This window comes from Microvirga sp. M2, from assembly GCF_047497095.1.
GTDB lineage: Bacteria > Pseudomonadota > Alphaproteobacteria > Rhizobiales > Beijerinckiaceae > Microvirga.
Genome location: NZ_CP134063.1, coordinates 1,426,891 through 1,449,132, shown reverse-complemented (window position 1 = coordinate 1,449,132; position 22,242 = coordinate 1,426,891). Strand labels below are relative to the sequence as shown.

Genomic DNA, 22,242 nt, shown 5'->3' with positions numbered 1-22,242 from the left:
CCCGTTCTGTGCGACTGGCCTCTTTGCCGGCCCAGTCAGCTCTCACAGCTTGTAAGCCTCTTTCGCGAGGCGGTATGCGAGGTCGTAGGCCACCTCATGCGCCTCATCCTCGTCGAGGCGATGAGTGGTCACGAGATGGCTCAGAAAGGCGCAATCCACGCGGCGCGCCACATCGTGGCGAGCCGGGATCGAGAGATAGGCCCGGGTGTCGTCGTTGAACCCGACCGTATTGTAGAAACCGGCCGTTTCCGTCGTCAGCTCGCGGAAACGGCGCATGCCCTCCGGCGCATCGAAGAACCACCAGGCCGGACCGAGCTTGAGCGCGGGATAATGACCTGCGAGCGGCGCGAGCTCGCGCGAATAGCTCGTCTCGTCGAGCGTGAAGAGAATGAGCGTGAAGCTGCGCTCGTTGCCGAACCTGTCCAGGAGGGGCTTCAGAGCCCTGACATAATCGGTGCGCGTGGGAATGTCGGCCCCCATGTCGCGGCCGAAGCGGCCGAAGATCGCATCGTTGTGGTTCCGGAACGAACCGGGATGGATCTGCATGACCATGCCGTCCTCGACGCTCATGGCCGCCATCTCGGTAAGCATCTGAGCGCGGAACAGCTCGGCATCCTCGGCGCCGGCCTTCCCCGTCGCGACGCGCTGGAACAGAGCCTCCGCATCCGCCCGCGACAGATCGGCGGTTCGCGCCGTCGGATGCCCGTGATCCGTCGAGGTCGCACCGTAAGTGCGGAAGAACGCGCGCCGCTTGCGATGCGCTTCCAGATAGCCGGTCCATGTGGAGGTGTCGCAACCCGTGATCTCGCCGAAGCGGACGAGGTTCTCACGGAAACCTTCGAAATCGGGATCGACGACCGGATCGGGACGATAGGCCGTGACGACACGCCCTCCCCAGCCCGACTGACGAATGATTTCGTGATACTTCAAGGGATCGAGCGGGCTTTCCGTCGTGGCGATGGCTTCGATGCGGAAGCGCTCGAACAAGGCGCGGGGACGAAACTCCGGCATGCGCAGGGCCGCATCGATCCGGTCGTAATAGGCATCCGCATTGGCGGCGCTAAGACGCTCCGTGAAGCCGAACAGGGTCGCGAACGTATGATCGAGCCACGCGCGCGTGGGCGTGCCGCGGAAGAGATGGTAATGGGCAGCAAAACGCCGCCAGATCGCGCGGGGATCGCGCTCGGCCACCTTGCCGTCCCGTGCCGGAATGCCGAGCTCCTCGAGGCTCACGCCCTGGCTGTAGAGCATCCGGAAAATGTAATGATCGGGAATGACGAACAGCGTCGCCGGATCGGAAAAGGGCTCGTTCTCGGCGTACCAGCGCGGGTCCGTGTGGCCATGCGGCGAGACGATCGGCAGATCGCGGATGCCCTCATAGAGCCGTCGCGCCACATCCCGCGCCGCAGGCTCGATGGGGAACAGCCGGTCCGGATGGATCAGCATGGGTTTCTCCCTAGACGTTACGCTCGACCTTCCCGGTCAGTTATCGAGATTGTGCAACGGAGATTAGAGCGATTGGAGCGGCTTTGCAATGGCCTACTAGTATGGTAGTGTGCCACTTATGACTAATAGACCCTCCCTTGCAAAGCTCGATATGAGCCGCGAGCCCATGGCCCGGCAGGTCACGCGCGCCTTGCGCCAGGCCATCGTGACCATGCAGATTGCACCGGGAGAGATGCTGTCGGAGCAGGACCTTGCCCAGAGGTTCGGGGTCAGCCGATCGCCGGTCCGGGAAGCGCTGATCAAGCTGAGCGAAGCCGGGCTCGTGCGCGTTCTTCCTCAGCGGGGCACCCAGGTCGTCAAGATTTCGCGAGCCGCCGTCGAAGATGCCCGCTTCATCCGGGAAGCCGTGGAATGCGCGGTCGTGCGCGATGCAGCCGTCAACGCGACGCCCGTCATTCTTGCGGAGCTCGATGCCAGCCTCACCCGTCAGCGGCGCGCGCAGCGCTCTGCCTCGACGGAAGAATTTCTGGCGCTCGACGAAGAGTTTCATCGGCTGCTTGCCGAAACGGCCGGCCGCCCCGCGGCATGGCGGATGATCGAGGACATCAAGCCGCAGATGGACCGCGTGCGTTTCCTCGACATGACGAAGGCCGTCCCGCGCCATGTGGTGCTCGCGCAGCACGTTCTCATCGTGAAGGCCATCAAGGAGAAGGATCCGATGGCCGCGCATGAGGCGATGCACCAGCACCTCTGTGAGATCCTGCGCACGCTGCCGGAACTCGCCGCGCAGCACCCGCATCTTTTTGAGCCGGAGACGGAACCGTCTCCGGACGTTCTCAGCGCCTGAGCCATCCGCCTTGGAGGACCTGGCGCGCCGGAAGGATCGATGATGTTGGACAAGCAGGCCTCGTCCCCGCGGATCGTGCGCCTCCATGAGCGCGACAATCTTGTGGTGGCCGTCGATTCCATCGCCCCTGGAGCGGCCGCGCACGGGGTCATGGCCAAAAACCGGGTCCCCAAGGGCCACAAGATGGCCGTTGCGCCCATCGCGCAAGGGGAAGCGATCCTCAAGTTCGGCCAGATCATCGGCTTTGCTTCCAAACCCATCGAACCCGGCGAATGGGTCCACGAACACAATGTGGAGATGCACGCGTTCTCCCGCGATTATCGTTTCGCCGAAGGGGCCGGATCCGAAGCCGTGCTGCCGATCGAAGCCCGCGCGACCTTTGAAGGCTATCGCCGCGCGAACGGCAGGGTCGGCACACGGAATTATCTTGCGATCCTCACCAGCGTGAACTGTTCGGCCTCCGTGGCCCGCTTCATCGCACGGGAGGCGGAGCGCTCAGGTCTTCTCGACGAATATCCGAATATCGACGGCATCATTCCCCTCGTGCACGGCACGGGCTGCGGCATGGACCAGAAGGGCGAAGGCGCCGAGATCCTCAAGCGCACGCAATGGGGCTACGCCTCCAATCCCAACATGGCGGGCGTGCTCATGGTGGGCCTGGGTTGCGAGGTCTTTCAGATCGGGCGCTGGAAAGAGCTGTATCGCATCGAGGAAACCGACACGTTCCGGTCGCTGACGATCCAGGATACCGGCGGCACGCGCAAATCCGTCGAAGCCGGCCTCGCGGCGATCCGCGAGATGCTCCCCGTCGCCAACCGCGTCCACCGCGAGACGGTCCCGGCGTCCGAATTGGTTCTTGCCCTGCAATGCGGCGGCTCGGACGGTTATTCGGGCATCACGGCCAACCCCGCTCTGGGGGCGGCCGCGGATCTTCTGGTCCGGAACGGCGGCACGGCGATCCTGTCGGAAACGCCCGAGATCTACGGCGCGGAACATCTCCTGACGCGGCGCGCGGCGACGCGCGAAATCGGCGAGAAGCTCGTGGATCTCATCGGCTGGTGGGAGGATTATACGACCCGCAACAAGGGCGAGATGAACAACAACCCCTCCCCCGGCAACAAGGCGGGCGGTCTCACGACCATCCTCGAAAAATCCCTGGGCGCGGCAGCCAAGGGCGGCACGACGACGCTGACGGACGTGTACCGCTATGCCGAGCCCGTGACGGCGAAGGGTTTCGTGTTCATGGATACGCCCGGCTACGACCCCGTCTCGGCGACCGGACAGGTGGCGGGCGGCGCGAATGTCCTGTGCTTCACGACCGGACGCGGCTCCGCCTATGGCTGCAAGCCGACGCCCTCGATCAAGCTCGCGACCAACAGCGATGTCTACCGGCGGATGATCGACGACATGGACATCGATTGCGGCGATATCCTCGATGGCGTTTCGATTGCCGAGAAGGGCCAGGAGATTTTCGACAAGATCCTGATGGTCGCCTCGGGCGAGCGCTCCAAGTCGGAGATTCTCGGATATGGCGACGCCGAGTTCCTGCCCTGGCAGGTCGGCGCGGTGATGTAGGCGACAAGAAGACTTCAACCTCGAATGCCGATCCGAGAGGTCGGCTTGAAACTGTAAGGTGCTTTCATGGAACAGACCTGGCGCTGGTTCGGCCCCGATGATGCCGTCCGTCTTCCCCATATCCGGCAGACCGGTGCGACGGGAATCGTGACGGCGCTTCATCACATTCCCTACGGCGTCGTCTGGAGCGTGGAAGAGATCGAGAAGCGCAAAGCCGAAATCGCCGCCGACCGCTCGCTGGGCCTGCGCTGGAGCGTGGTCGAGAGCCTGCCGATCCATGAAAGCATCAAGATCGGTGAAGGCGATCTCACCACTCTGTTCGACAATTACCGCCAGTCCCTGCGCAATCTCGCGCAATGCGGCGTCAAGACCGTCTGCTACAACTTCATGCCGGTCGTCGACTGGACCCGCACCGAGCTCGCCTACCCTCTCCCGGGCGGAGGAACGGCGCTGCGCTTCAACGCGCATGAATACGCCGCATTCGACTGCTTCATGCTGCAGCGCCCCGGCGCGGAACAGGAGCAGACCCCGGAGGTCCTCGCTCGCGCCAAGGAATGGTACGACCGCTCGTCGGAAGCCGACCGCAGCAAGCTTCTCGCGAACATCATGGCGGGCCTTCCCGGCGCCTATGACCGCTATGACATTCCGGGTCTCCGCGCGATCCTCGCCCGCTACGACGGCATCGACGCGGGCACGCTGCGGGCGAATCTGGCGCGCTTCCTGCGCGAGGTCGTTCCCGTCGCCGAGGAAGTGGGAATCCGCATGTGCATCCATCCGGACGATCCGCCGCGTCCGCTGATGGGCCTGCCGCGCATCGTTTCGAACGCGGACGATCTCGCCTTCATCATCGGCGCCGTCGACTCGCCCGCGAATGGGATTACGCTCTGCAGCGGCTCGCTCGGAGCCGGTCCGTCGAACGACGTGCCCGCCATTGCGAAGCGCTTTGCAAACCGCATCTGGTTCGCTCACCTGCGCAATGTCGCAAAGGAGCCGGACGGTTCGTTCATGGAGGCGGACCATCTCGGCGGCGACACCGACATGGTGGCCGTCGTCACCGCTCTTCTGGAGGAACAGAAGCGCCGGAAGGATTCGGGCGAGGAGCGCTGGCGCATTCCGATGCGCCCGGATCATGGCCACGAACTCCTCGACGATGTGGGCAAGCCGACCCATCCGGGCTACCCGGCCATCGGCCGCCTGAAGGGGCTTGCCGAACTGCGCGGCGTGATGACGGCGGTATCGGCCCTTCGGAACCTTCCGCTCTAGCGGGGCCGAGCGGCGGCCACCGGAATCGACCGGCTGCCGGCTCTCCCGTCGCCGATCGCCGGATCGGCGTGGGGACAATGGACGCGGTCGTCGATCTGCCGACCGCGTCGGTCATGCTGGCGGTGCAGGAGATCGGGCGGCGGAAGAACCACCCCATCTTCGCCTCGCCCGATTGCCACAGCACATGCCCTATAGACACCCGAGACGGGTGCATGGGCTTTTGATAGCATAGGGATAGACAAGAGCATCCCGCCGAGCCCCGGGCCCAGGGCCCTCCGCCGGCGGCCATTGGGGAAACGCTCGTGACATCGACCGTTTACGATACGAACCTCGACAAGAATCCGGCGAACCATCAGCCGCTGACGCCCCTCTCGTTCCTGGAGCGAGCCGCGAGCGTTCACCCTGAGCACACGGCCATCGTCCACGGCTCGCTGAAACGCAGCTACCGCGAGTTCTACGCCCGTTCGAGGCGCCTGGCTTCGGCGCTGACCCGGCGCGGAATCGGACGCGGAGACACGGTGTCCGTCATCCTTCCCAATACGCCGGCAATGCTCGAATGCCACTATGGCGTGCCCATGGCGGGCGCGGTGCTCAACACGCTCAACACCCGCCTCGACGCCAAGGTCATCGCCTTCTCGCTCGAGCACAGCGACGCGAAGGTGCTCATCACGGACCGGGAATTCTCGAGTGTCGTGAAGGCAGCCCTGGCGCTTACCTCCGTCAAGCCGCTCGTGATCGATTACGACGATCCGGAGTTCGCCGGTTCGGGCGAGCGCCTGGGCGAACGCGAATACGAGGATCTTTTGGCCGAGGGGGATCCCGAATTCGCCTGGAAACGGCCCGGCGACGAGTGGGACGCCATCACCCTGAACTACACCTCCGGCACGACGGGCGTTCCGAAGGGGGTCGTCTATCACCATCGCGGCGCATATCTGCTCGCGATGGGGAATATCGTGACCGGCGCCATGAGCCAGCACCCCGTGTATTTGTGGACGCTGCCCATGTTCCACTGCAACGGCTGGTGCTTCCCCTGGTCGCTGTCGATCGTCGCCGGAACGCATGTGTGTCTGCGCGCCGTGCGCGCGAAGCCGATGTATGACGCCTTGGCCGACCACAGGGTCACGCATCTGTGCGGCGCCCCCATCGTCATGTCGACCCTTCTCAATGCGCCGGCCGCGGAAAAGCGCCCGCTTCCCCATGTGGTCCGCTTCATGACGGCGGCGGCTCCTCCGCCGGAGGCCGTGCTGGCCGCCATGAAGGAGGCGGGCTTCGACGTGACCCATCTCTACGGCCTGACGGAGGTTTATGGTCCCGCCGTCGTCAACGAATGGCATGAGGACTGGGACCGGCTGTCGCCTGCGGAATACGCCGCGAAGAAAGCGCGCCAAGGCGTGCGCTATCCGGTGCTCGAGGCGCTCGACGTGCTCGACCCGGACACGATGCAACCCGTTCCGGCGGACGGCAGGACCCTCGGTGAGGTCATGTTCCGCGGCAATGTGGTCATGAAGGGCTATCTGAAAAACCCCGGCGCGACCGAGAAGGCCTTTGCCGGCGGCTGGTTCCACTCCGGCGATCTCGGCGTGAAGTACCCCGACGGCTATGTGCAGCTGAAGGACCGCTCGAAGGACATCATCATCTCCGGCGGCGAGAATATTTCCTCCATCGAGGTGGAGGATGCCCTCTACAAGCATCCCGCGGTTCAGGCCGTCGCCGTCGTCGCGATGCCGGATGAGAAATGGGGCGAGACGCCTTGTGCCTTCGTGGAACTCAGGGCGGACCGGTCAGCGACGGCCGAGGATCTCATCGCCTGGTGCCGTCAGCACCTCGCCTCCTTCAAATGCCCGCGCACGGTGATCTTCGCCGAGCTGCCGAAGACATCGACCGGAAAGATCCAGAAATTCCAGCTGCGCGAAATGGCGCGGGCGCATGCCGGAGCGGCTTGAGGACGGGCGCCTCAGCGCCCCTTCCAGACCGGTTTGCGCTTGCCGATGAAGGCATCGATCCCTTCCGCCGCATCCTCGGCCATCATGTTGCAGGCCATCACCTGGCCGGCATAGGCATAGGCCTCCTCCAGGCTCATGCTCCGCTGGCGGCCGAACATGGCCTTCCCAGTGCGGATCGCGACCGGGCTCTTGGCACAGATCTCCGCGGTCAGGGACGCCACGGCGGCATCGAGCTCGGCATCCGGAGCCACGCGGTTGATCAGCCCGTACGAGAGGGCTTCGGAGGCCGAGACGAAGCGCCCCGTCACCAGCATCTCGAAGGCCTGCTTGGGCGCAACGCTGCGCGAGAGCGCGACCGCCGGAGTGGAGCAGAAAAGACCGACATTGATGCCCGAGACGGCGAATGTCGCGCTCTCGGCCGCAACCGCGAGGTCGCAGGACGCCACCAGCTGGCACCCTGCCGCGGTCGCCATGCCCTGCACGCGGGCGATCACCGGAACCGGCAGGTTCACGATGCTCTGCATGACATGGCCGCACCGCCGGAACAGATCCTCGTAATAGTCCTGGCGCGGATGGGACCGCATCTGCTTGAGATCATGCCCCGCGCAGAACGCCTTGCCGGCGGCGGCGATCACGACGCATCGGACGGCCTCGTCGGCGGCAAGCTCGTCCAGGTTCCGCTGCAGGGCCCGCAGCATCTCCTCCGACAGGGCATTGTACTGGCCGGGCCGGTTCAGCGTCAGTGTTACGACACCCTCCCGCTCGTCGCGGGTCAGGATGGGTTCATCGGAAGCAATCTGCGCGCTCATGGATCCTCTCTCCTGGCGCAAATTTAAGCACGTTGTCCCTGGGAGCCAAGCTGAATAAGCTGATGGCTCATCGACACCGCAGCCTTGTCTGCGGCCCCTTGACAGGAAGGAAGCCTCTCATGAGCAAGGCCCCCATCAGCCGTTTTTCCACGCCGGAGATCGCGGACCTGCCGGAGGACATTCGGACGCGCATCCTGGCCGTTCAGGAAAAGTCCGGATTCGTGCCGAACGTCTTTCTCGTCCTGGCCCGCCGTCCCGACGAGTTCCGCGCCTTCTTCGCCTATCACGATGCCCTGATGGACAAGCCCGGGAAGCTCACCAAGGCGGAGCGTGAGATGATCGTGGTCGCGACGAGCAATGCCAACCAATGCCAGTATTGCGTGGTGGCCCACGGGGCGATCCTGCGCATCAGGGCGAAGGACCCGCTGATCGCCGATCAGGTCGCGATCAACTACCGGAAGGCCGATATCACGGACCGGCAGAAGGCGATGCTCGACTTTGCCATGACGGTCGCTTTCGAGGCCTATGCCGTCGACGACGCCGACCTGGCGCAGTTGCGCAGTCACGGCTTCAGCGAGGAAGACGCCTGGGACATCGCCGCGATCGCGGCCTTCTTCGGCATGTCGAACCGCCTCGCCAACGTCACGAACATGCGCCCGAACGACGAGTTCTACACGATGGGCAGGACGTGATCGGACCCAGCTCCCCCGATCGGCCCTTCGGTGGAGGGCCCGGCGATGGAATGAAGGGTGGGCCGTCAGGGCCCGAAGCTGCAACCGGACCGTTATAAGCGCCTTTCTTCCGGCGCCAACGCAAAGGCGGGAAGCGCATTTTGCGTGAAAAGATGCCCCAAAAAGCAGGGGCTTACAGCATCGGATGGGGGATCGATTCGACCCCGATGCTGGAGGCGAAGATCTTGGGCGCTCATGAGGATCTGCCGCTTCAAAATCTCCGAGCGGTGCAGAGCCCATAGAGATTTTCCCTGCATGCCAGGGCGAGGAAGCGATGAGGGATCTCGGTAACTCTCTCTAAAGCCACGCCTTTCCAGGACCGGGTCGGGGCAATAGGCTTTTGCCCCTATATGACCACAATAGTCCTTTTGTCTTTCATCATCGGTCGAGCGGTGAAGTTCCCGATCTTTTAGGCGCGATACTGCCCTTGAAGCACTCTGGTACGGAGGACGCCATGCCCGGTCATGATCGGTCACGTCCCGTCTATCGAGCCTATTTGATCAATGACCTTGGGCGCATCTTCAACTCGCATTACCTCGATTGCGAGAGCGACGAGCAAGCCGTCGAGGAAGCGCGTCGGCTCGTAGGTCACTATGGCGTTCAGCTATGGGATCGCGCACGCATGATCGCTTCGTTTCCCGCCCTCGCCGCGGAAGCCCCAGCCACTCAGACATGCCCCGGTGCATAGAGCCTTTTCCGCAAAAGTGGATGCCGGTTTTGCGAAGAAAGGGCGTCTTTCTCAAACAACAGGAGCCTTTTCCATGAACCGAAGTTCATGGAAAAGGCTCTAGAGCTCGGGCCTCCATGAAAGCTCTGCACGTCACAATACTGAGACGAGCGGGCGGTATTCGCTCTTTCATGATGAGCACCCCAAACCACGAAGCACGCGACCATAGTCTCGATTCCGAGGATTGTTCCTGCCACTCCCCGAGGTGGTTTCCGTTCAGCATCGTCCTCTTGACGCTGGCAGCTCTCATCGGGCGATATCTGCTCGACTAGAGCATCGGACGTGAAAAGCGGGATCCACTTTTGGGATTGAATCCGATGCTCGAGCCAGACGCCAAGTCTATCTGGATCCCGTCTATCCGGATCTCGACCGTGCATCCCGCCGACGCCTAGCCAAGAAGGCTCGCCTCTGCCATGCTCTCGGAGTTCCAGGACATATTCCAAGCACATTGAAGAGCGACATTCGTCCCTTCAGAGGATGCCCGGATGCCCTTCGGAGAAGTGCCAAAACCAGGATGGCATACCTGGGTCGCCGTGGCGGTCATGATCCTCATTGGCCTATTGGGGTTATTCCTCTATTGGGGCCTCAAGCTCTAAGACATTGGACGTGAAAAGTGGAATCCACGGGCGGGGCCGATGCTCTCCCGATAGGAAAGCGCATCGTTTGCTGCGGAAAACCGGGTCCGCTTTTGCGTCCGATGCTCTAACGCGTTCCGGGTGCCAATCGCCAAGCGTGCTTTGCGTTGGAAACGCCAGAACCACAATCTGGAGATGACACGTGTCGCGATGGAGACATGCACATCCGGACAGGCAATTGTTCTGAAGCCGTCCTTTTGTGGTCGGTGGCTTCATGCACGCGCCCGGGGATCAGGCATCCTGCACGTCCCCGAAATGCAGGGCTGTCGACCACGCCTGCTCCAAACGCTTCAGGGTCTTGATGGCAGTGTCGAGTTCACGGGCTTCTTTCGGACTGCGCACCACGAGGCTATGGTAGGTCTCATCGACTTTTCTGACGGCCTCGCACAGCCTTCGTCCTTTATCGGACAAGCGGAGCCGGGCTGAGCGCCGATCTCGTTCCGATACGCTTCGGTCGACATAACCGGTCTCGACCAGGCGTTTAAGATTGTAGGAGGCGTTCGAACCCAAATAGTAACCGCGCTCGATCAGATCACGAACCGTGAGTTCCTCGGCGCCGATCGTGAACAGCATCATGACCTGAGACGGGCTGACGTCATGAACACCGAGCCGCGTGAGATCAATCCGAAACAGATCGAGCGACCGGCGGTGAACGCGCTCCACAACGCGGACGAGATCGAGGTGTGAATTCACACGCAAGGGGTCCTTTGGCGAACCAACGACCCGATTGGCCGTCCTGGTATTGGACTCGACCGGTTGATCGACGCCTTGTCTCGCGCTGCGCTTTCGCTCCATTCCATTGCCTCTCTACTCGCGACGAAGGCATCGTAGCCAATTCCAAAATACGATGATGCGCCAGCTTGTCGAGGCATAACTCCGTGCGCTCCCCGTGAGCGCGCATCAAGGCGCCAAGCCTTCACGAGCGCATTGTGCGGGAAAGTGCATCCGGGACGCCGTCCAAATATGCCGCGAAGCAAAGAAACGAGCTGATCCCATATCGGTGGAAACAGCTCCGGATCGCCGGGATCGGACCTTTCCATGTACCACTTGGTGCGTACTTCAAATGTGCCGCCTAGGAAAATATCATTATTAATCAATAGGTTAATATGGTAGATATCCTGAATTTAGTTCTAAACTCGAACTAATTTAGGAATAATCTGGAACCGTCTCGGGAGCTTGTGCGTCTCGACTAGCAGAGGCCGACGATTGGTTGGCCCGGTTGAACCACTCAGTTCTCAGGACAAAAATTCATGCGCAAAATGACGCTCGCTCTTGCGGGCCTGACGACACTTGTCTCAACGGCAGCCCTGCACGCCACAGAGATGAATCCCTATGGCAGATTGGCGGATGCCCGCCGCGCTGCAAACGTCACGAACCAATGCATGCCGGCCGTTGCCAATCCATCGGATTACACCAACTGCCGACTGCGTCATGTGCGCGGCAACGAGGTTTGCCGCTGTCAAATCGTGCCTCCGGCGCAGCGGCTTGTGAGGGTTCCCGTCGACGATCCTCATCTCGTCACCGGATCGATTGGCATGACGCCGGGATTCATGACGCCGGGATTCATGACGCCTGGCACAATCAACACTGAGCATACCAGCGACAGGGACGGCTCGGGTGGCGGCTTCGCATCGATGAACCCGCCGGGTGGCGGCATCGGCAATCCCGGAGGCACCGGAGGTTCCGGAGGTGGAGGCACCACCGGCGGAGGTACGTCCGGGGGTGGTGGAGCCGGCAGCGGTGGCGGCAAGCCCGGAGGCGGAGGCTCCACGGGCGGCGGCCAGACGGGCGGTGAGCAGCCTGGCACCGACCAACCCGGTGGAGGGCAGCCCGGCGGTGGAAACCCAGGCGGACACCACGGCGGAGGCAAACCGGGCGGACATCATGGCGGCGGGAAGCCGAGCGACGGCCATGGCGGACACCATGGCGGCGGGAAGCCGGGCGACGGCCATGGCGGACACCATGGCGGTGGGAAGCCGGGCGACGGCCATGGCGGACATCACGGCGGTGGGAAGCCGGGCGGAGATTACGGCGGCGGCCACCACGGTGGGAGCAATGGCGGCGGCGGCAAGCCGGGTGGTCACCATGGTGATGGACATCACGGCGGCAAGAACGGCGGAGGGCAGCCGGGCGGCGGCCACTACGGCGGGAACCATGATGGCGGACGCGGTGAGCACGGAGACAAGGGCGGCAAGGACGGTCGCGGCAAGGACGGTCGGGGCCGGGGCGATCATGGCCAGGGTCATGGACGCGATGGTGGCCATGGCAATCCCGGCAATGACAAGGGCTCCGGCCGCGCGGGTGAAACTCCCGATGGCCGCGATGGGTGGGGCGGTGGCTCCCATGGCCGCTCCGACGGGCATGATCGCGGCGGCAAGGGAGACCACGGGGACCGTGGCGGCCGGAACGAAGGAAGTCACGGCGGCGGCCGCGGCCAGAGCGATGGAGGATACGGCGATGGCCGTGGCGGACAGAGCGATGGAGATCGCGGCGGCCGTGGCGGATCCATCCGCTAGCTGAATCTCCAACAGCATCGGACGTGACATCGAATTCACGTCCGATGCTGTCAGCCTCATGGTCTCGAGCATCGGACGCAATACCGGTTCCCACTTTTGCGTCCGATGCTCTCTCAATTCGGGCCCCGCCAAACAACTGGCGGGGCCAACTTGTCTTGCGGGGAACTCACTCGGCAGCTTGAAACCAGGGCTGCCCACCTCCTCCACGCAGCGCCGGTGCTCCGCCCGGGCGCTCGCATAGGCGGCGGGAAGGACATCACAGGCTGCCGTGGACAGGCCCACAGTGCAGAGCGAACGGACCTGAAATGCCGAGGTATCGAGGAGTTTCAGGCAGATGATAGGTGGTGGGCCCGGCAGGACTTAAACCTACAGGCCTTACTAAGTCATTGCATCTGAATAGAAAATGCCCCGATGCCCGCTCGTGTTTGAATCAGATGTGACGGATCCTGTGTACATTGTGTGGAGCCGGATGGTCAATCACGATGGTCATCATGCATCATCCAGATGACTCGGACCTGCCACGGGGTAGAAATCGTACCTAAGCAATTGCCAGCGTGTTACAAGGCAAGCTAGACCCTTCCAAATGCCAGCCTTGTTTGTGATATAGTAACCTAATATGACCGCTTCCTACTCAGATCTCCTGCGCATTGTTGATGCTGACACCCCACGTGACCTTAGGTTAGTGGCCATGCGTGGGTTTGCGGAGCAGCTCCAATGGACGCCAAGTTACGAGTTTGAGGCATCATTTGGTAGACGCCGCAGGCGATCACCTTGTGGTGGAGCATGGCCTCGATAACTCAGCAATCATCTCCTTCTTGAAGGCTCCGTACCGAGCGAGTGATCTTGATCCTTCGCAGATGCGGTCACTTCTCGCGATATCATATAACAATCTTGTTGAGTGGCACATCTTCGTTTCTCAAACGGACATTCGGCAGGTAAATAACCTGGCTGAGCCGTCGAATGAGCCAAATGCGGACAGGGTCTACCCACTTAGTCCCAGTGAGTTCACGCAGCGGCTCTCTGCTGCGGAAGTATCCCGGCTTGAGGCTGAAAATTTCAAACGCACGCTCCGGGCATGTGACGAGGCGCTCATCCAGGTTCTCACCCGCTGGAAGCGATTGCTCAGAGCCGACTACCCTGCTGCTGATAACACCAGTATCTCAGCCCTATTTAACGCCCTCATCTTTGTGAGAGGTTGCGAAGATCGAAACCTAGATCGTCCTCATAGAACAGATCGTGCGCTGATGGCTGCACTGAACTCAGTGCAGACTACGGAAATTAATCTTGGAACACTCCTCAGTGATGCCCTCAGGGGTACGGGTGTGGACCGTCGCCTATCCGAATACGTGGATCTCGAACTTATCGCTCCGTTCAATGCGGTTGATAAAGCAACCGCCTTAAACCTATGTAGAGACTTCTACGCACCACGTGATGCTTCCTACGACTTTAACTTTGCCGTAATGTCGAAGCATGCCCTCAGTAGAATCTACGAACGCTATGTAGCGCTCCTTCAGCCAGAGCCCGAGGCGAATTCGCAGCAGCTATATTTTATTAGTCCTACGCCGAGTGAGGTGGCACCGAGCAAAACTGGCGCGGTTTACACTCCGCAGTTTATTGCTGGTTTCTTCTCTCGATATATCCGGGACAATACTACGCCACGTAAGTTTCGCACGCTAAGGGCAATCGATCCAGCTTGCGGTTCTGGCATCTTTCTCCGAACTTTGCTTGAGCTGCAATGCAATCCTACCATTCCCGGGACGACACCCGCTTCAATCCGAGACGCCTTTAGTCGCACCGAAGGGTTAGATCGCGACCCAAACGCTTGCGCGGCGACGCGACTGTCTTTGGCTCTCCTTCATCTCGTAGCCACGGGAGCATTACCGGAAGGGTTGCCCGTTAGAACAGCCGACGCGATTGCCGAAGCCTCGGCTAACCGAATAGAGCCGCGATCATACGGTGCAGTTCTGTCGAACCCTCCATACATCAAATACGACCATCTCTCCGTTGAAGATCGCGCGGTGTTCCGTACCTACCTCGGCGAGGGATTCCCAGGCCGACTCGATGCTTACATTCCGTTCGTGAAGTTGTGTCTTGACGCAACAGAACCAAGCGGATTTGCGTGCATGGTATTGCCTCAGGTCTTCCTTAACGCGGGGAACGCCGCACCATTACGGCAGCTTATTTCCGAAGAATTTGATGTCCGCTGCCTTGTCGACCTTTCATCAGTCTCCGTTTTTGAAGGAGTAGGCGCCTATAGTATTCTTCTTATTGTGCAACGGCGCACAGGTGGAGGAGGTTCACCGGTCAAAGCCTATCTGGCGCATGTCACAGAATTTGTTGGCGCGGCACTCCAAGCGTGTCTGGATGGACGCACGATCGATACGCCCTATCACCGCGTATTTTCGGTTGGACAACACTTCTTCCGGAATAAGGATTGGGCAATCGTCAGTCCAGAACATCTCGCTATCGATGAGCGGCTGAAACAGTTGCCGCAACTATCTCAGTTCATTGACGTCGTGCAGGGCTTCGTGACAGGAGCCGACGATGTGTTCATTATTCCAAGATCCGAAGTTCCGATCGGCGAAGAAGGGATCTATCTAAACTATCTGCCAGATCGCCAGATACTGCGTTATCGCTTGCCGCAAAAAGTTGATGATGTCGTCTTTTATCCATATGAGAAGTCGTCCCCTCTTACGGAGGAGACGTTAGCAACGAAGTATCCTCAGACTTGGGAATACTTGGTACGCAATCGCGACCGCCTCGATGCACGAGGACCAGTTCGGGCCGGAAAGACTCCATGGTGGCGTCCAGAGCGCCCTCGGGAGCCAGACCGTATCCGGCGGCCAAAGATAGTCGGCCCGCATCTGATGTTAACGCCACGATTTGCTTTGGACATTAAAGGACAATACGCTGTAAGTCGCTCGCCATTTATGATCGCGAAAGAGATGGGTGAGGAGGATACCCTCCTCAAGTTCTTTAGTGCTGTCCTGAACTCATCTGTATGCAACTGGTATTTTAAGACTTACGCTCCCAAATACTCGCGTGGATACAATCGACTGGAGGCCAACCTTCTAAAGGGCGTTCCGGTTCCTGATTTCTCTCGAATTGAGACGGCCGCACTGCACCGCGTGGTCAGCGCAGTCGAGAAGCTACAGTCTGGCAAGGCTCCTGCATCCCTAGACTCAGAAACCGATAAGCTCATTGCTGACCTCTACGGCTTCAGTTCGCATGAACGTAGGAACCTCCTAGGCATCGAGTGATGGCGGGGATAAGTCTTACCGAGCGCGATCTCAGCAATCGCCGAAAAGATGTTATCCGTCTGGTAGCGCCGCTAGTGGCGGATAGGAATCGTATTGACGCCAGACCCGTTGGCGCCGGACAAAACCATACTCTAGGTGTGCTTCCAAAGGGCCAAGCGCCCGCCGCAGTGCTCAGCCCCGATTCTATTCGGGTTCCGACAAAGGTCGATGGAGTCTTCTTTAATTATTACGAGGTCTGGATCTTAGTTCCTAAGACTAGCGACTATCTCCTTGAACGCGCCTACATGCATATTCATCTCAAAAAAACGAAAGACGCACCAGATAGACAACTCTTGTGCCTGCATTGTGACCCTCTGCTCAAAGCAACTGATCAATCCTATGTGTATAAGCGCGGTCCGCACCTGCACGTCGGAGGAGCGGCTCCTAATATTGACCGTTCACATATTGCGATCTGTCTTAACGATCCTCAGTTCGGTGGAGCCGATTTGCAAAGTCTGACGCAGACTTTCCAGGCCGCGATCAAGATGATCGAGAAGGAAATCCTTCCGTCCTATGCCAGAGTGTGACAATTCACTTTAACCCACGGCTCCCCGGCTGATCGGATCCTATGCTTGATCCGTTGGTGCTCGACACGGTGGCATGTAGGACAGAGTAGTGAGAAGTCCTTGATAGTTGTGTATCTTATACCCTCATCTAAAGGGTTCTTATGGTGCACGTCGAGGAGGCTTCTTGGATTTACTAGCGCTGGGTCTAGGACGCTTGCCGGATTGAAGCCGCAATCATCGCAATGCAGAGAGCCCGAGAGGCGGCGTTGCCGTATAAATTTGTCAGCCAGCCAGACTGCGCGGCGGCGAATCTTAGCTCGTCGTTCCTCCGCTACACCTTCTAGGGCGCTGTCCGTCAGGTCGTTCGTTATCAATCGCTCTGTTCGGGGGTCTACATAGCTTTGTTCTGCGATGGCAAGCTCATCTTCAATTCCTATCCAAGCGTTCGATGTGAACCTTGGCTTCAATTGGAGATTTGCGAGAGCGTCCCGCTCATCTTCATTAAGCACCCGCAACGTTGCTGATGAACGTTGATACAAGCGGAGGTAGCCACTTTCGCCGAGCACATCCCTTGCCCTCGGATGGCCAACTACCTCGTAGCTCTCCACAATTGGGAACGCGACTGACCACCTGAAGCGCTTCTCGCCTTGAGCCCACATGTCTTGCAGGCGCTTATAATCCTCTGATCCAATGATTGTTTCTAATCGACGAGCAGTGGTGCGTAGTTTGTGCACAGCAATCAAGCGACCTGCCAGGTCCTTATGTGTTTTACGCTCCGCAAGATATGCAGGGCTATTCTCAAATCCTGGATTCGGCTTGTTAAACTGTTCAGTGATGTACTCGACTACGTAACCATTGGCGAACTGCCGTTGTATCGTGCTCTGACACTTATTGCGTGATCTCTGGTTGTCGGAAGTTGGAGTGAAGCCAAGCCAATTGCTGCCCGCCAGCCAATCGGCCTTGGACGCTGTGATGGGTGCTGGGAGGTCTCGTACAAACATTCTTCGCTTTTCGTTACTCAATCGGAAGATTCATCAAACATTCCAAGCCACTCCTGAGGAATCTCTTTCCCCCAGGCTTTGTATATTGGGGCGAATGCAAAGGCTGCATGTCCAGTTACAATGGAAGTTTGTTCGAGAGCCACGTCGTTCCCGTCGCGGAGAATTTCCGCTACCATTTGTACAGGGCCATCATCTTTAGCCACCAGGGTAGCGGTTAATGCCTCGCGACGATCAGGTGCAAGCGCAGCGCGCAGGTAACGTTTGTTAGGATCAGCTTGTGAGATCCAGACCTCCGAGATGAATATGACTGCATCAGCGCCAGATCGAACTACATCATCAGCAACCCCACGCATCATCAGATACTTTTGGCTTTGATCCTCGGGACGCAAACTCATGATATGAATTGGCGCTCCGTTGCGGAGCAAAAAGACAATCGAATCGTGATAGCGGTCGGCTAGAAACATCTTCTTTGCAGTTTCGAATAAACTCTGTAGGACAGCCCTATTGTTATTCTCAGAGCCAAATGCGTTCTTTGGATCTATATCATATCGGGCTGAAACCCTCTCTGCTTCCGCAGCATCAAATTTAACGGCCTTACGTTCCAACTCTGCCGGAGTTCCATCCGACAGTCGAAAGCGAGCAGTTCGGGTTTCCCGATGGCTTATCATGCATGGTAGCCTGCCATTTCGCCAACCATCCGTGAACGCTTCACCAGTCAACATGTTGGTTGTAGCTGGCGGCTCTAAGCCCATTTGGCGGTGAGCATCATCGACGACCTGCGAAATCCTGCCATACGCAATAGCGACAGCGTCCAACAGCTCATACTCTGGTAGAGAGTTCTCAATCCACTTACGCTCTACCTCAAGGACACCATTCTGGCGCAGATGTTCACCGAGAAGATTATCAGGGATATTCTTGACCAATGTCCATGGCGCGGAGAACAAGTCCGCGGGGACCTGAATTTCAGGTCCCTCCTCCAAGTATGATGCGACAATAGCCGCACGGACGAAACTGTGCGCCTCGAGGTCGCCTTGCTTCTCAATTCTGTTTCTCGCTTCGACCATCCAGGACATGAGTCCGTCCGCCTTCAAGCGCTCACGCCAAGGCTCGTACCATGCGTCAAAGTCGGGGATTATTCTTTTGTTATTTTGCAATACAAAAGTTACTGATCTTAGCGTCTGGATCGCAGTCTGAATATTACGCCGGAAGGCGTCTGGATCAAAATACGTAGCTTCAGCTTGGTGCCACTGCTGGTGAGCGTCCTCAAGCCGCCGATCAACGGCCGCAAGGGGGCAATTCGTGTGCCTTTCTACTTGTGTCATATTGCTGCCCCGCCAATCTGGATAAACTCCTTGTAATCCTTCTGTTCTGGAAAGAAAGTCTGTGTCCAGTTCAGACCCCTCTGAATTCATCTCAACTTAATAAGCTGCGTGCTCCGACCCCTCTTCGAGCGGGCCAACCCGCAAGGCGTCCACGGGAGGTTGGATTTACGGCGGTGGCAGAAATTGCGCCGAGAATCTGGTCCCCTACCTCCCGCCAGCGCCGGAGGCAATCACTTGGTCGGGCGCACACGGCGGCGGCAAGGCGGGACCAGCCGTCCGCCTCTACCGTCTCGAAGAAAGCCTGCAAGGCCACGTCGGAGGCAATGCCGATGCGGTTACCCAAGACTGGGCACCATAGGGCGCCCGGCCTACGAAGGCACCGCCGGTGCTGGGACGAGCGGGCCGTCAGTTCGTCGCAATAAAGCCACACTCCCAAGCCGGGCTCGTACCGCACCCACTCGGCGGCCGGAACCCGTCCGGCCGCTTTTTCGATCACGTATCGTCGCAGCAGGAGGGCCTCTGGATTCCGCATGCCCGTCATTCCAGCACCGGAGCGAGGTCGCTGGTGGCTGGGCGAGGATCGGATTTGCGAGGAGCGGGCAGAGTGGACCGACTGCTCTCGGCATTACGACGCTCGATCTCGGCCACCTCCTCGCGCCCGAGAGCGCGAAAGCGGGAAAGTTCTGGGACAATGTCCGCTACGTCTGACGCCGCGAGTTCGGCGCGCTGGTCGTCATCCAGGTAGCTTGTAACGAAGGTCCGTAACTCGGGCGGCAACCTGCCGAGCCCAGCGGGGTCGCCCTGCGCCGCAGCACGTACGGATTCAGCCTCGCGGGTGCCGATCCGTACAAGGCTCATGGTCTGGGTGTGCACCTCGGCGGTCGCCTGTTCCCGTTCCCACATTCGCCTTACCGCATCGGATGGCTTACAATTTTCAAGCTGGACGCCCTGCCGTTGCGACTCGATCCAGATGCGATCCTGATCCTGTTGTGACCATCTGCCTGTCAGTTCCGCGGCCCCACCCCAGGCCTCCTTTGCCTTGATAACGGCCGCACGGATCGCTTCATCGGAGACTGGGCCATGGATTTCCATGTGATCGCCTGTGTCCCTGATCCGGGAGGTCCCAGCCTGCACCCAACAGCCATCCGGTGCGGCGGTAGCCGAGTAGCCCCGATCCTGCCACCAGTGGACGAGCGCCTCAGCCTGCGTCTCGGTCAGACGCTCGCGGCGCGGAGCATCAGAGCTGCGAGCGATCGTGGTGGTTCGCTCCAGACGCCGGGTCTCCCAATCGCCCGCTTCAGCAAGAGCTGCCGCAAGGGCATCTGCGCGGCCGCGCGTACCCCACGTCCGGACCATCCTGCCGGCCCCGTCAATCTCGCACCAGCCGCCATCCCGCAGCAGGATACGCGTTGTCGGCTGGCCAGGTGAAGGCTGCTTGATCATATGCAGGTCATCGCGCCACGCCAACGCGTCGAAGCCTCGTGGGGCAGCGTCGGTGAGGAGCTGCGCCTTGAAATCCAGTGCCTGCGCCGTCTTGAATCCTCGTGCCATGTTGCCCTCCCTCAGTGAACCAAGTTCATTGTGCGTCCGATAGTGGCCGGCGGCGAGCGCGGCTGCCTGAGTCATCAGCCTGCCGACGTCGATGCTGCTAAGGGCCGCAGCGGCGATGCGCTCGTGCATGCGGCGTCGAGCCGTCCGAGGGTTTCGGACTGGTGCCGCATGGCTTCCAGGATCGCTGTGAGGAGAGCCTTGATCTCGTCCAGCGGGCTGCCCTCGGTCGGCTCCTCGTCGAGGAGGGACAGTAGCGGGTGCAGACGGCGCACGTCCTCGCGTGTCGCTAGCTGTTCCTGGAACAGATCGCGGGGTGTCAGCGGAGCGGGTTTGTCGTTCATCTCGAACCTCCTCGATCGTGGGAACAGCGAGTTCAGCAAGTAGGGCACGGACAGCGGCAGCGGTGATCCGGTCGCCGTCCCTCCGGGCAGCGGCTGACAGGCTGCGTGTGAGGGAATGGATTGATCCGGAACGGTCGACCAAGACGGGACCGCGGTCGCCTTGGGCGAGCCGCAGGTTCATCATCTGCAATGCGGCCACGAAGCCATGACCGCTTTCGCTGGAACGCCACGCCGCAAGTGTGCGGGTCCTCACCTCGGCGAGTGGGACCGCCGTACGCTCAGCCTGGGCACGTTCGCGCGGCGTCGACTGGGCAACGGGACGGCGACCATCAAGCAGTCCGGCTGTCTCCAGCGCTTCGGCGACGTCGGCGCGGCCGTCCCTGCGCAATGCCTGGGCCACGGCCCTGTTGTGTTTGCCCCTTGTCCACGGCAAGCCGCACTCGAATTCCACGAGGCGGGAGACTTTCTCTCTGCGCGCGTGATCGTGCCGCAAGTCGACAGTACGACCGTCCGGCCGAACCAGACTCCAGACCACGTGCCAGTGGGTGCGCCCATACTTTTCGTGGCGCACGCCGCACCGCGGAGAGTTTTCAAGTCCAAATTCCCGTTCGTAGTGCCTCATGAAGGTTTGCATCACCCCTTCCGGATCGGTACAACCGGGCGGAGGGTCGATGTGAACGTGATGCACGGGGCGATCCGTGCGGCCATGAGCAGCCGAGGCTACCAGTTCCTGGAGTTGTCCGGTGAGATCGGCGGCGGCGAGGCTGCGTGGCTCTAAGACCTCGACGAGCTGCCCACCCTTCCGCGACAGAAGGTGACGGGCGAGCGCCGGGCCGCCCTGGCCTCGAGTTGCGCCGGCAATCATCGTTTGTCCTCATGATGTGCCCTGGTTGCGGTGTCGCTCTGACGTCGCAAGGCAGTCGCGACATGGACGAGCTGGGCCTGCACTGACCGCAAGTCCCGCAGTACCAGTTCGGCATCGCCATGGGCTGCGTGTCCAGCTTCCCGAAGTGCCTTCGCGAGCTGGATTGTCGCCCCGGAGCACGATCCGATGGCGCCGACCAAGCGCCCGATTGCGGCCATATCCTCTGGTGGAATTGTAGTCGGCCTACGCCGCGGAGAAGGGGGCAGTGCATGTATCTCACTATGCACCGGGAGCGCGCGAGCAAGAACTGCGCGGACCCAACCCGTCGGACTAATCCCCTCCGACGTTGCAGCGGCATCCAAGGCCGCCGCATGCGCGGGATTGAGGCGAACATGGACAGCCCGGAGGGTCACGCTGCTGTCCTCTTTTCCTGCCGTGAGTCGCGCACTCGATGGGCATTGAGCCAGAGTTCATGGACCTCCTTCCATCGGGCATGAGCTGCATCACGTCTGGCCTTGCCCACAAGGCCGAGAAGGAAGTGATGTTCGGCAATCATCGCCTCATCGATGGCCTCTCTCATGAGGCAATCAAGATGCTCAATGTCGGTGTCACACATCTTTGCTTGTTCCTTTCACTGGCCGCATCGGCTGTGGGGTCAACGGGGAGGCACGCCTCCCTTGCCAGCTTGGGGATCTGCGGAGCGGGTATCACTATGGCTGGCTAACTAGGATGAGATCGGCGGCGGAAGTTACGCAACCCATGTTGGTATCGCCAGTGCTCACGACCTTTCGCAAAAAGAGCGGCCCCATCGGGGGCCGCTCCTAATTCTCAGGTCAAGGGTACGAGGCACTGGTGATAACCAGGC

Annotated in this window: 16 protein-coding genes and 1 pseudogene; 7 read left to right on the top strand and 10 right to left on the bottom strand. The window is 60.4% G+C overall.

Going from position 1 to position 22,242, the window contains the following annotated elements; genetic code table 11:
* Positions 1-42: 42 nt before the first annotated feature.
* Complete coding sequence (uxaC, locus tag RE429_RS06910; RefSeq protein WP_414473583.1) at positions 43-1,446, bottom strand: glucuronate isomerase; 1,404 nt, start codon at positions 1,444-1,446, stop codon at positions 43-45.
* A 151-nt stretch (positions 1,447-1,597) separates the two neighbouring features.
* Between uxaC and RE429_RS06905 the strand changes: the two genes are divergently transcribed.
* The 4 genes from RE429_RS06905 to RE429_RS06890 all read left to right on the top strand — a co-directional run bounded on the left by RE429_RS06905 (position 1,598) and on the right by RE429_RS06890 (position 7,074).
* Positions 1,598-2,293, top strand: a complete 696-nt coding sequence (locus RE429_RS06905) for a GntR family transcriptional regulator (RefSeq protein ID WP_414473582.1) — start codon at positions 1,598-1,600, stop codon at positions 2,291-2,293.
* A gap of 39 nt (positions 2,294-2,332) precedes the next feature.
* Positions 2,333-3,868, top strand: coding sequence for a UxaA family hydrolase (locus RE429_RS06900; protein ID WP_414473581.1), 1,536 nt, complete (start codon positions 2,333-2,335; stop codon positions 3,866-3,868).
* 66 nt (positions 3,869-3,934) lie between these two features.
* Positions 3,935-5,131 (top strand): mannonate dehydratase, encoded by a 1,197-nt coding sequence (uxuA, locus tag RE429_RS06895; RefSeq protein ID WP_414473580.1) that lies wholly within the window; start codon positions 3,935-3,937, stop codon positions 5,129-5,131.
* A 302-nt stretch (positions 5,132-5,433) separates the two neighbouring features.
* Positions 5,434-7,074: an acyl-CoA synthetase gene (locus RE429_RS06890; protein WP_414473579.1), complete on the top strand. Its 1,641-nt coding sequence runs from the start codon at positions 5,434-5,436 to the stop codon at positions 7,072-7,074.
* Positions 7,075-7,085: 11 nt separating this feature from the next.
* Here RE429_RS06890 and RE429_RS06885 read toward each other — a convergent pair whose 3' ends face one another.
* Positions 7,086-7,883 carry an enoyl-CoA hydratase gene (locus tag RE429_RS06885; RefSeq protein WP_414473578.1) on the bottom strand — a complete coding sequence of 266 codons (798 nt, stop codon included), beginning with the start codon at positions 7,881-7,883 and terminating at the stop codon, positions 7,086-7,088.
* A 119-nt stretch (positions 7,884-8,002) separates the two neighbouring features.
* Here RE429_RS06885 and RE429_RS06880 point away from each other — a divergent pair, with 119 nt between their 5' ends.
* Positions 8,003-8,575 carry a peroxidase-related enzyme gene (locus tag RE429_RS06880; protein WP_414473577.1) on the top strand — a complete coding sequence of 191 codons (573 nt, stop codon included), beginning with the start codon at positions 8,003-8,005 and terminating at the stop codon, positions 8,573-8,575.
* Between the two features lie 1,632 nt (positions 8,576-10,207).
* Here the strand turns inward: RE429_RS06880 and RE429_RS06875 are convergent.
* Together RE429_RS06875 and RE429_RS06870 are read right to left on the bottom strand one after the other, a co-directional pair.
* Positions 10,208-10,552, bottom strand: coding sequence for a MarR family transcriptional regulator (locus tag RE429_RS06875; RefSeq protein ID WP_414473576.1), 345 nt, complete (start codon positions 10,550-10,552; stop codon positions 10,208-10,210).
* 719 nt (positions 10,553-11,271) lie between these two features.
* Positions 11,272-12,522 carry a hypothetical protein gene (locus tag RE429_RS06870; RefSeq protein ID WP_414473575.1) on the bottom strand — a complete coding sequence of 417 codons (1,251 nt, stop codon included), beginning with the start codon at positions 12,520-12,522 and terminating at the stop codon, positions 11,272-11,274.
* A gap of 827 nt (positions 12,523-13,349) precedes the next feature.
* On the opposite strand from RE429_RS06870, the gene RE429_RS06865 reads away from it, so the two are divergent.
* Both RE429_RS06865 and RE429_RS06860 read left to right on the top strand, forming a co-directional pair.
* The gene (locus RE429_RS06865; RefSeq protein WP_414473574.1) at positions 13,350-15,752 is read left to right on the top strand and encodes an Eco57I restriction-modification methylase domain-containing protein; all 2,403 of its coding nucleotides are present in this window, start codon (positions 13,350-13,352) and stop codon (positions 15,750-15,752) included.
* Positions 15,752-16,318 carry a hypothetical protein gene (locus RE429_RS06860; protein ID WP_414473573.1) on the top strand — a complete coding sequence of 189 codons (567 nt, stop codon included), beginning with the start codon at positions 15,752-15,754 and terminating at the stop codon, positions 16,316-16,318. The genes RE429_RS06865 and RE429_RS06860 overlap by 1 nt, the downstream gene beginning before the upstream one ends.
* Here the strand turns inward: RE429_RS06860 and RE429_RS06855 are convergent.
* From RE429_RS06855 to RE429_RS06830, 6 genes and pseudogenes are all read right to left on the bottom strand, one after another.
* Positions 16,303-16,956: an HNH endonuclease gene (locus RE429_RS06855; RefSeq protein ID WP_414474140.1), complete on the bottom strand. Its 654-nt coding sequence runs from the start codon at positions 16,954-16,956 to the stop codon at positions 16,303-16,305. The genes RE429_RS06860 and RE429_RS06855 overlap by 16 nt on opposite strands.
* A 359-nt stretch (positions 16,957-17,315) precedes the next feature.
* A complete protein-coding gene (locus RE429_RS06850) occupies positions 17,316-18,710 on the bottom strand; it encodes a hypothetical protein (protein ID WP_414473572.1) in 1,395 nt (464 codons plus the stop codon).
* Positions 18,711-19,157: 447 nt separating this feature from the next.
* Positions 19,158-20,300, bottom strand: a complete 1,143-nt coding sequence (locus RE429_RS06845; protein ID WP_414474297.1) for an LPD7 domain-containing protein — start codon at positions 20,298-20,300, stop codon at positions 19,158-19,160.
* Positions 20,246-20,512: a hypothetical protein gene (locus tag RE429_RS06840; RefSeq protein ID WP_414474296.1), complete on the bottom strand. Its 267-nt coding sequence runs from the start codon at positions 20,510-20,512 to the stop codon at positions 20,246-20,248. The genes RE429_RS06845 and RE429_RS06840 overlap by 55 nt, the downstream gene beginning before the upstream one ends.
* Positions 20,513-21,002: 490 nt before the next feature.
* Positions 21,003-21,200 (bottom strand): annotated as a pseudogene (locus RE429_RS06835) (relaxase/mobilization nuclease domain-containing protein); the annotation flags it as partial.
* Positions 21,201-21,786: 586 nt separating this feature from the next.
* Entirely contained in the window at positions 21,787-21,993 is a 207-nt protein-coding gene (locus RE429_RS06830) for a hypothetical protein (RefSeq protein ID WP_414473571.1), read from the bottom strand.
* Positions 21,994-22,242: the final 249 nt, after the last annotated feature.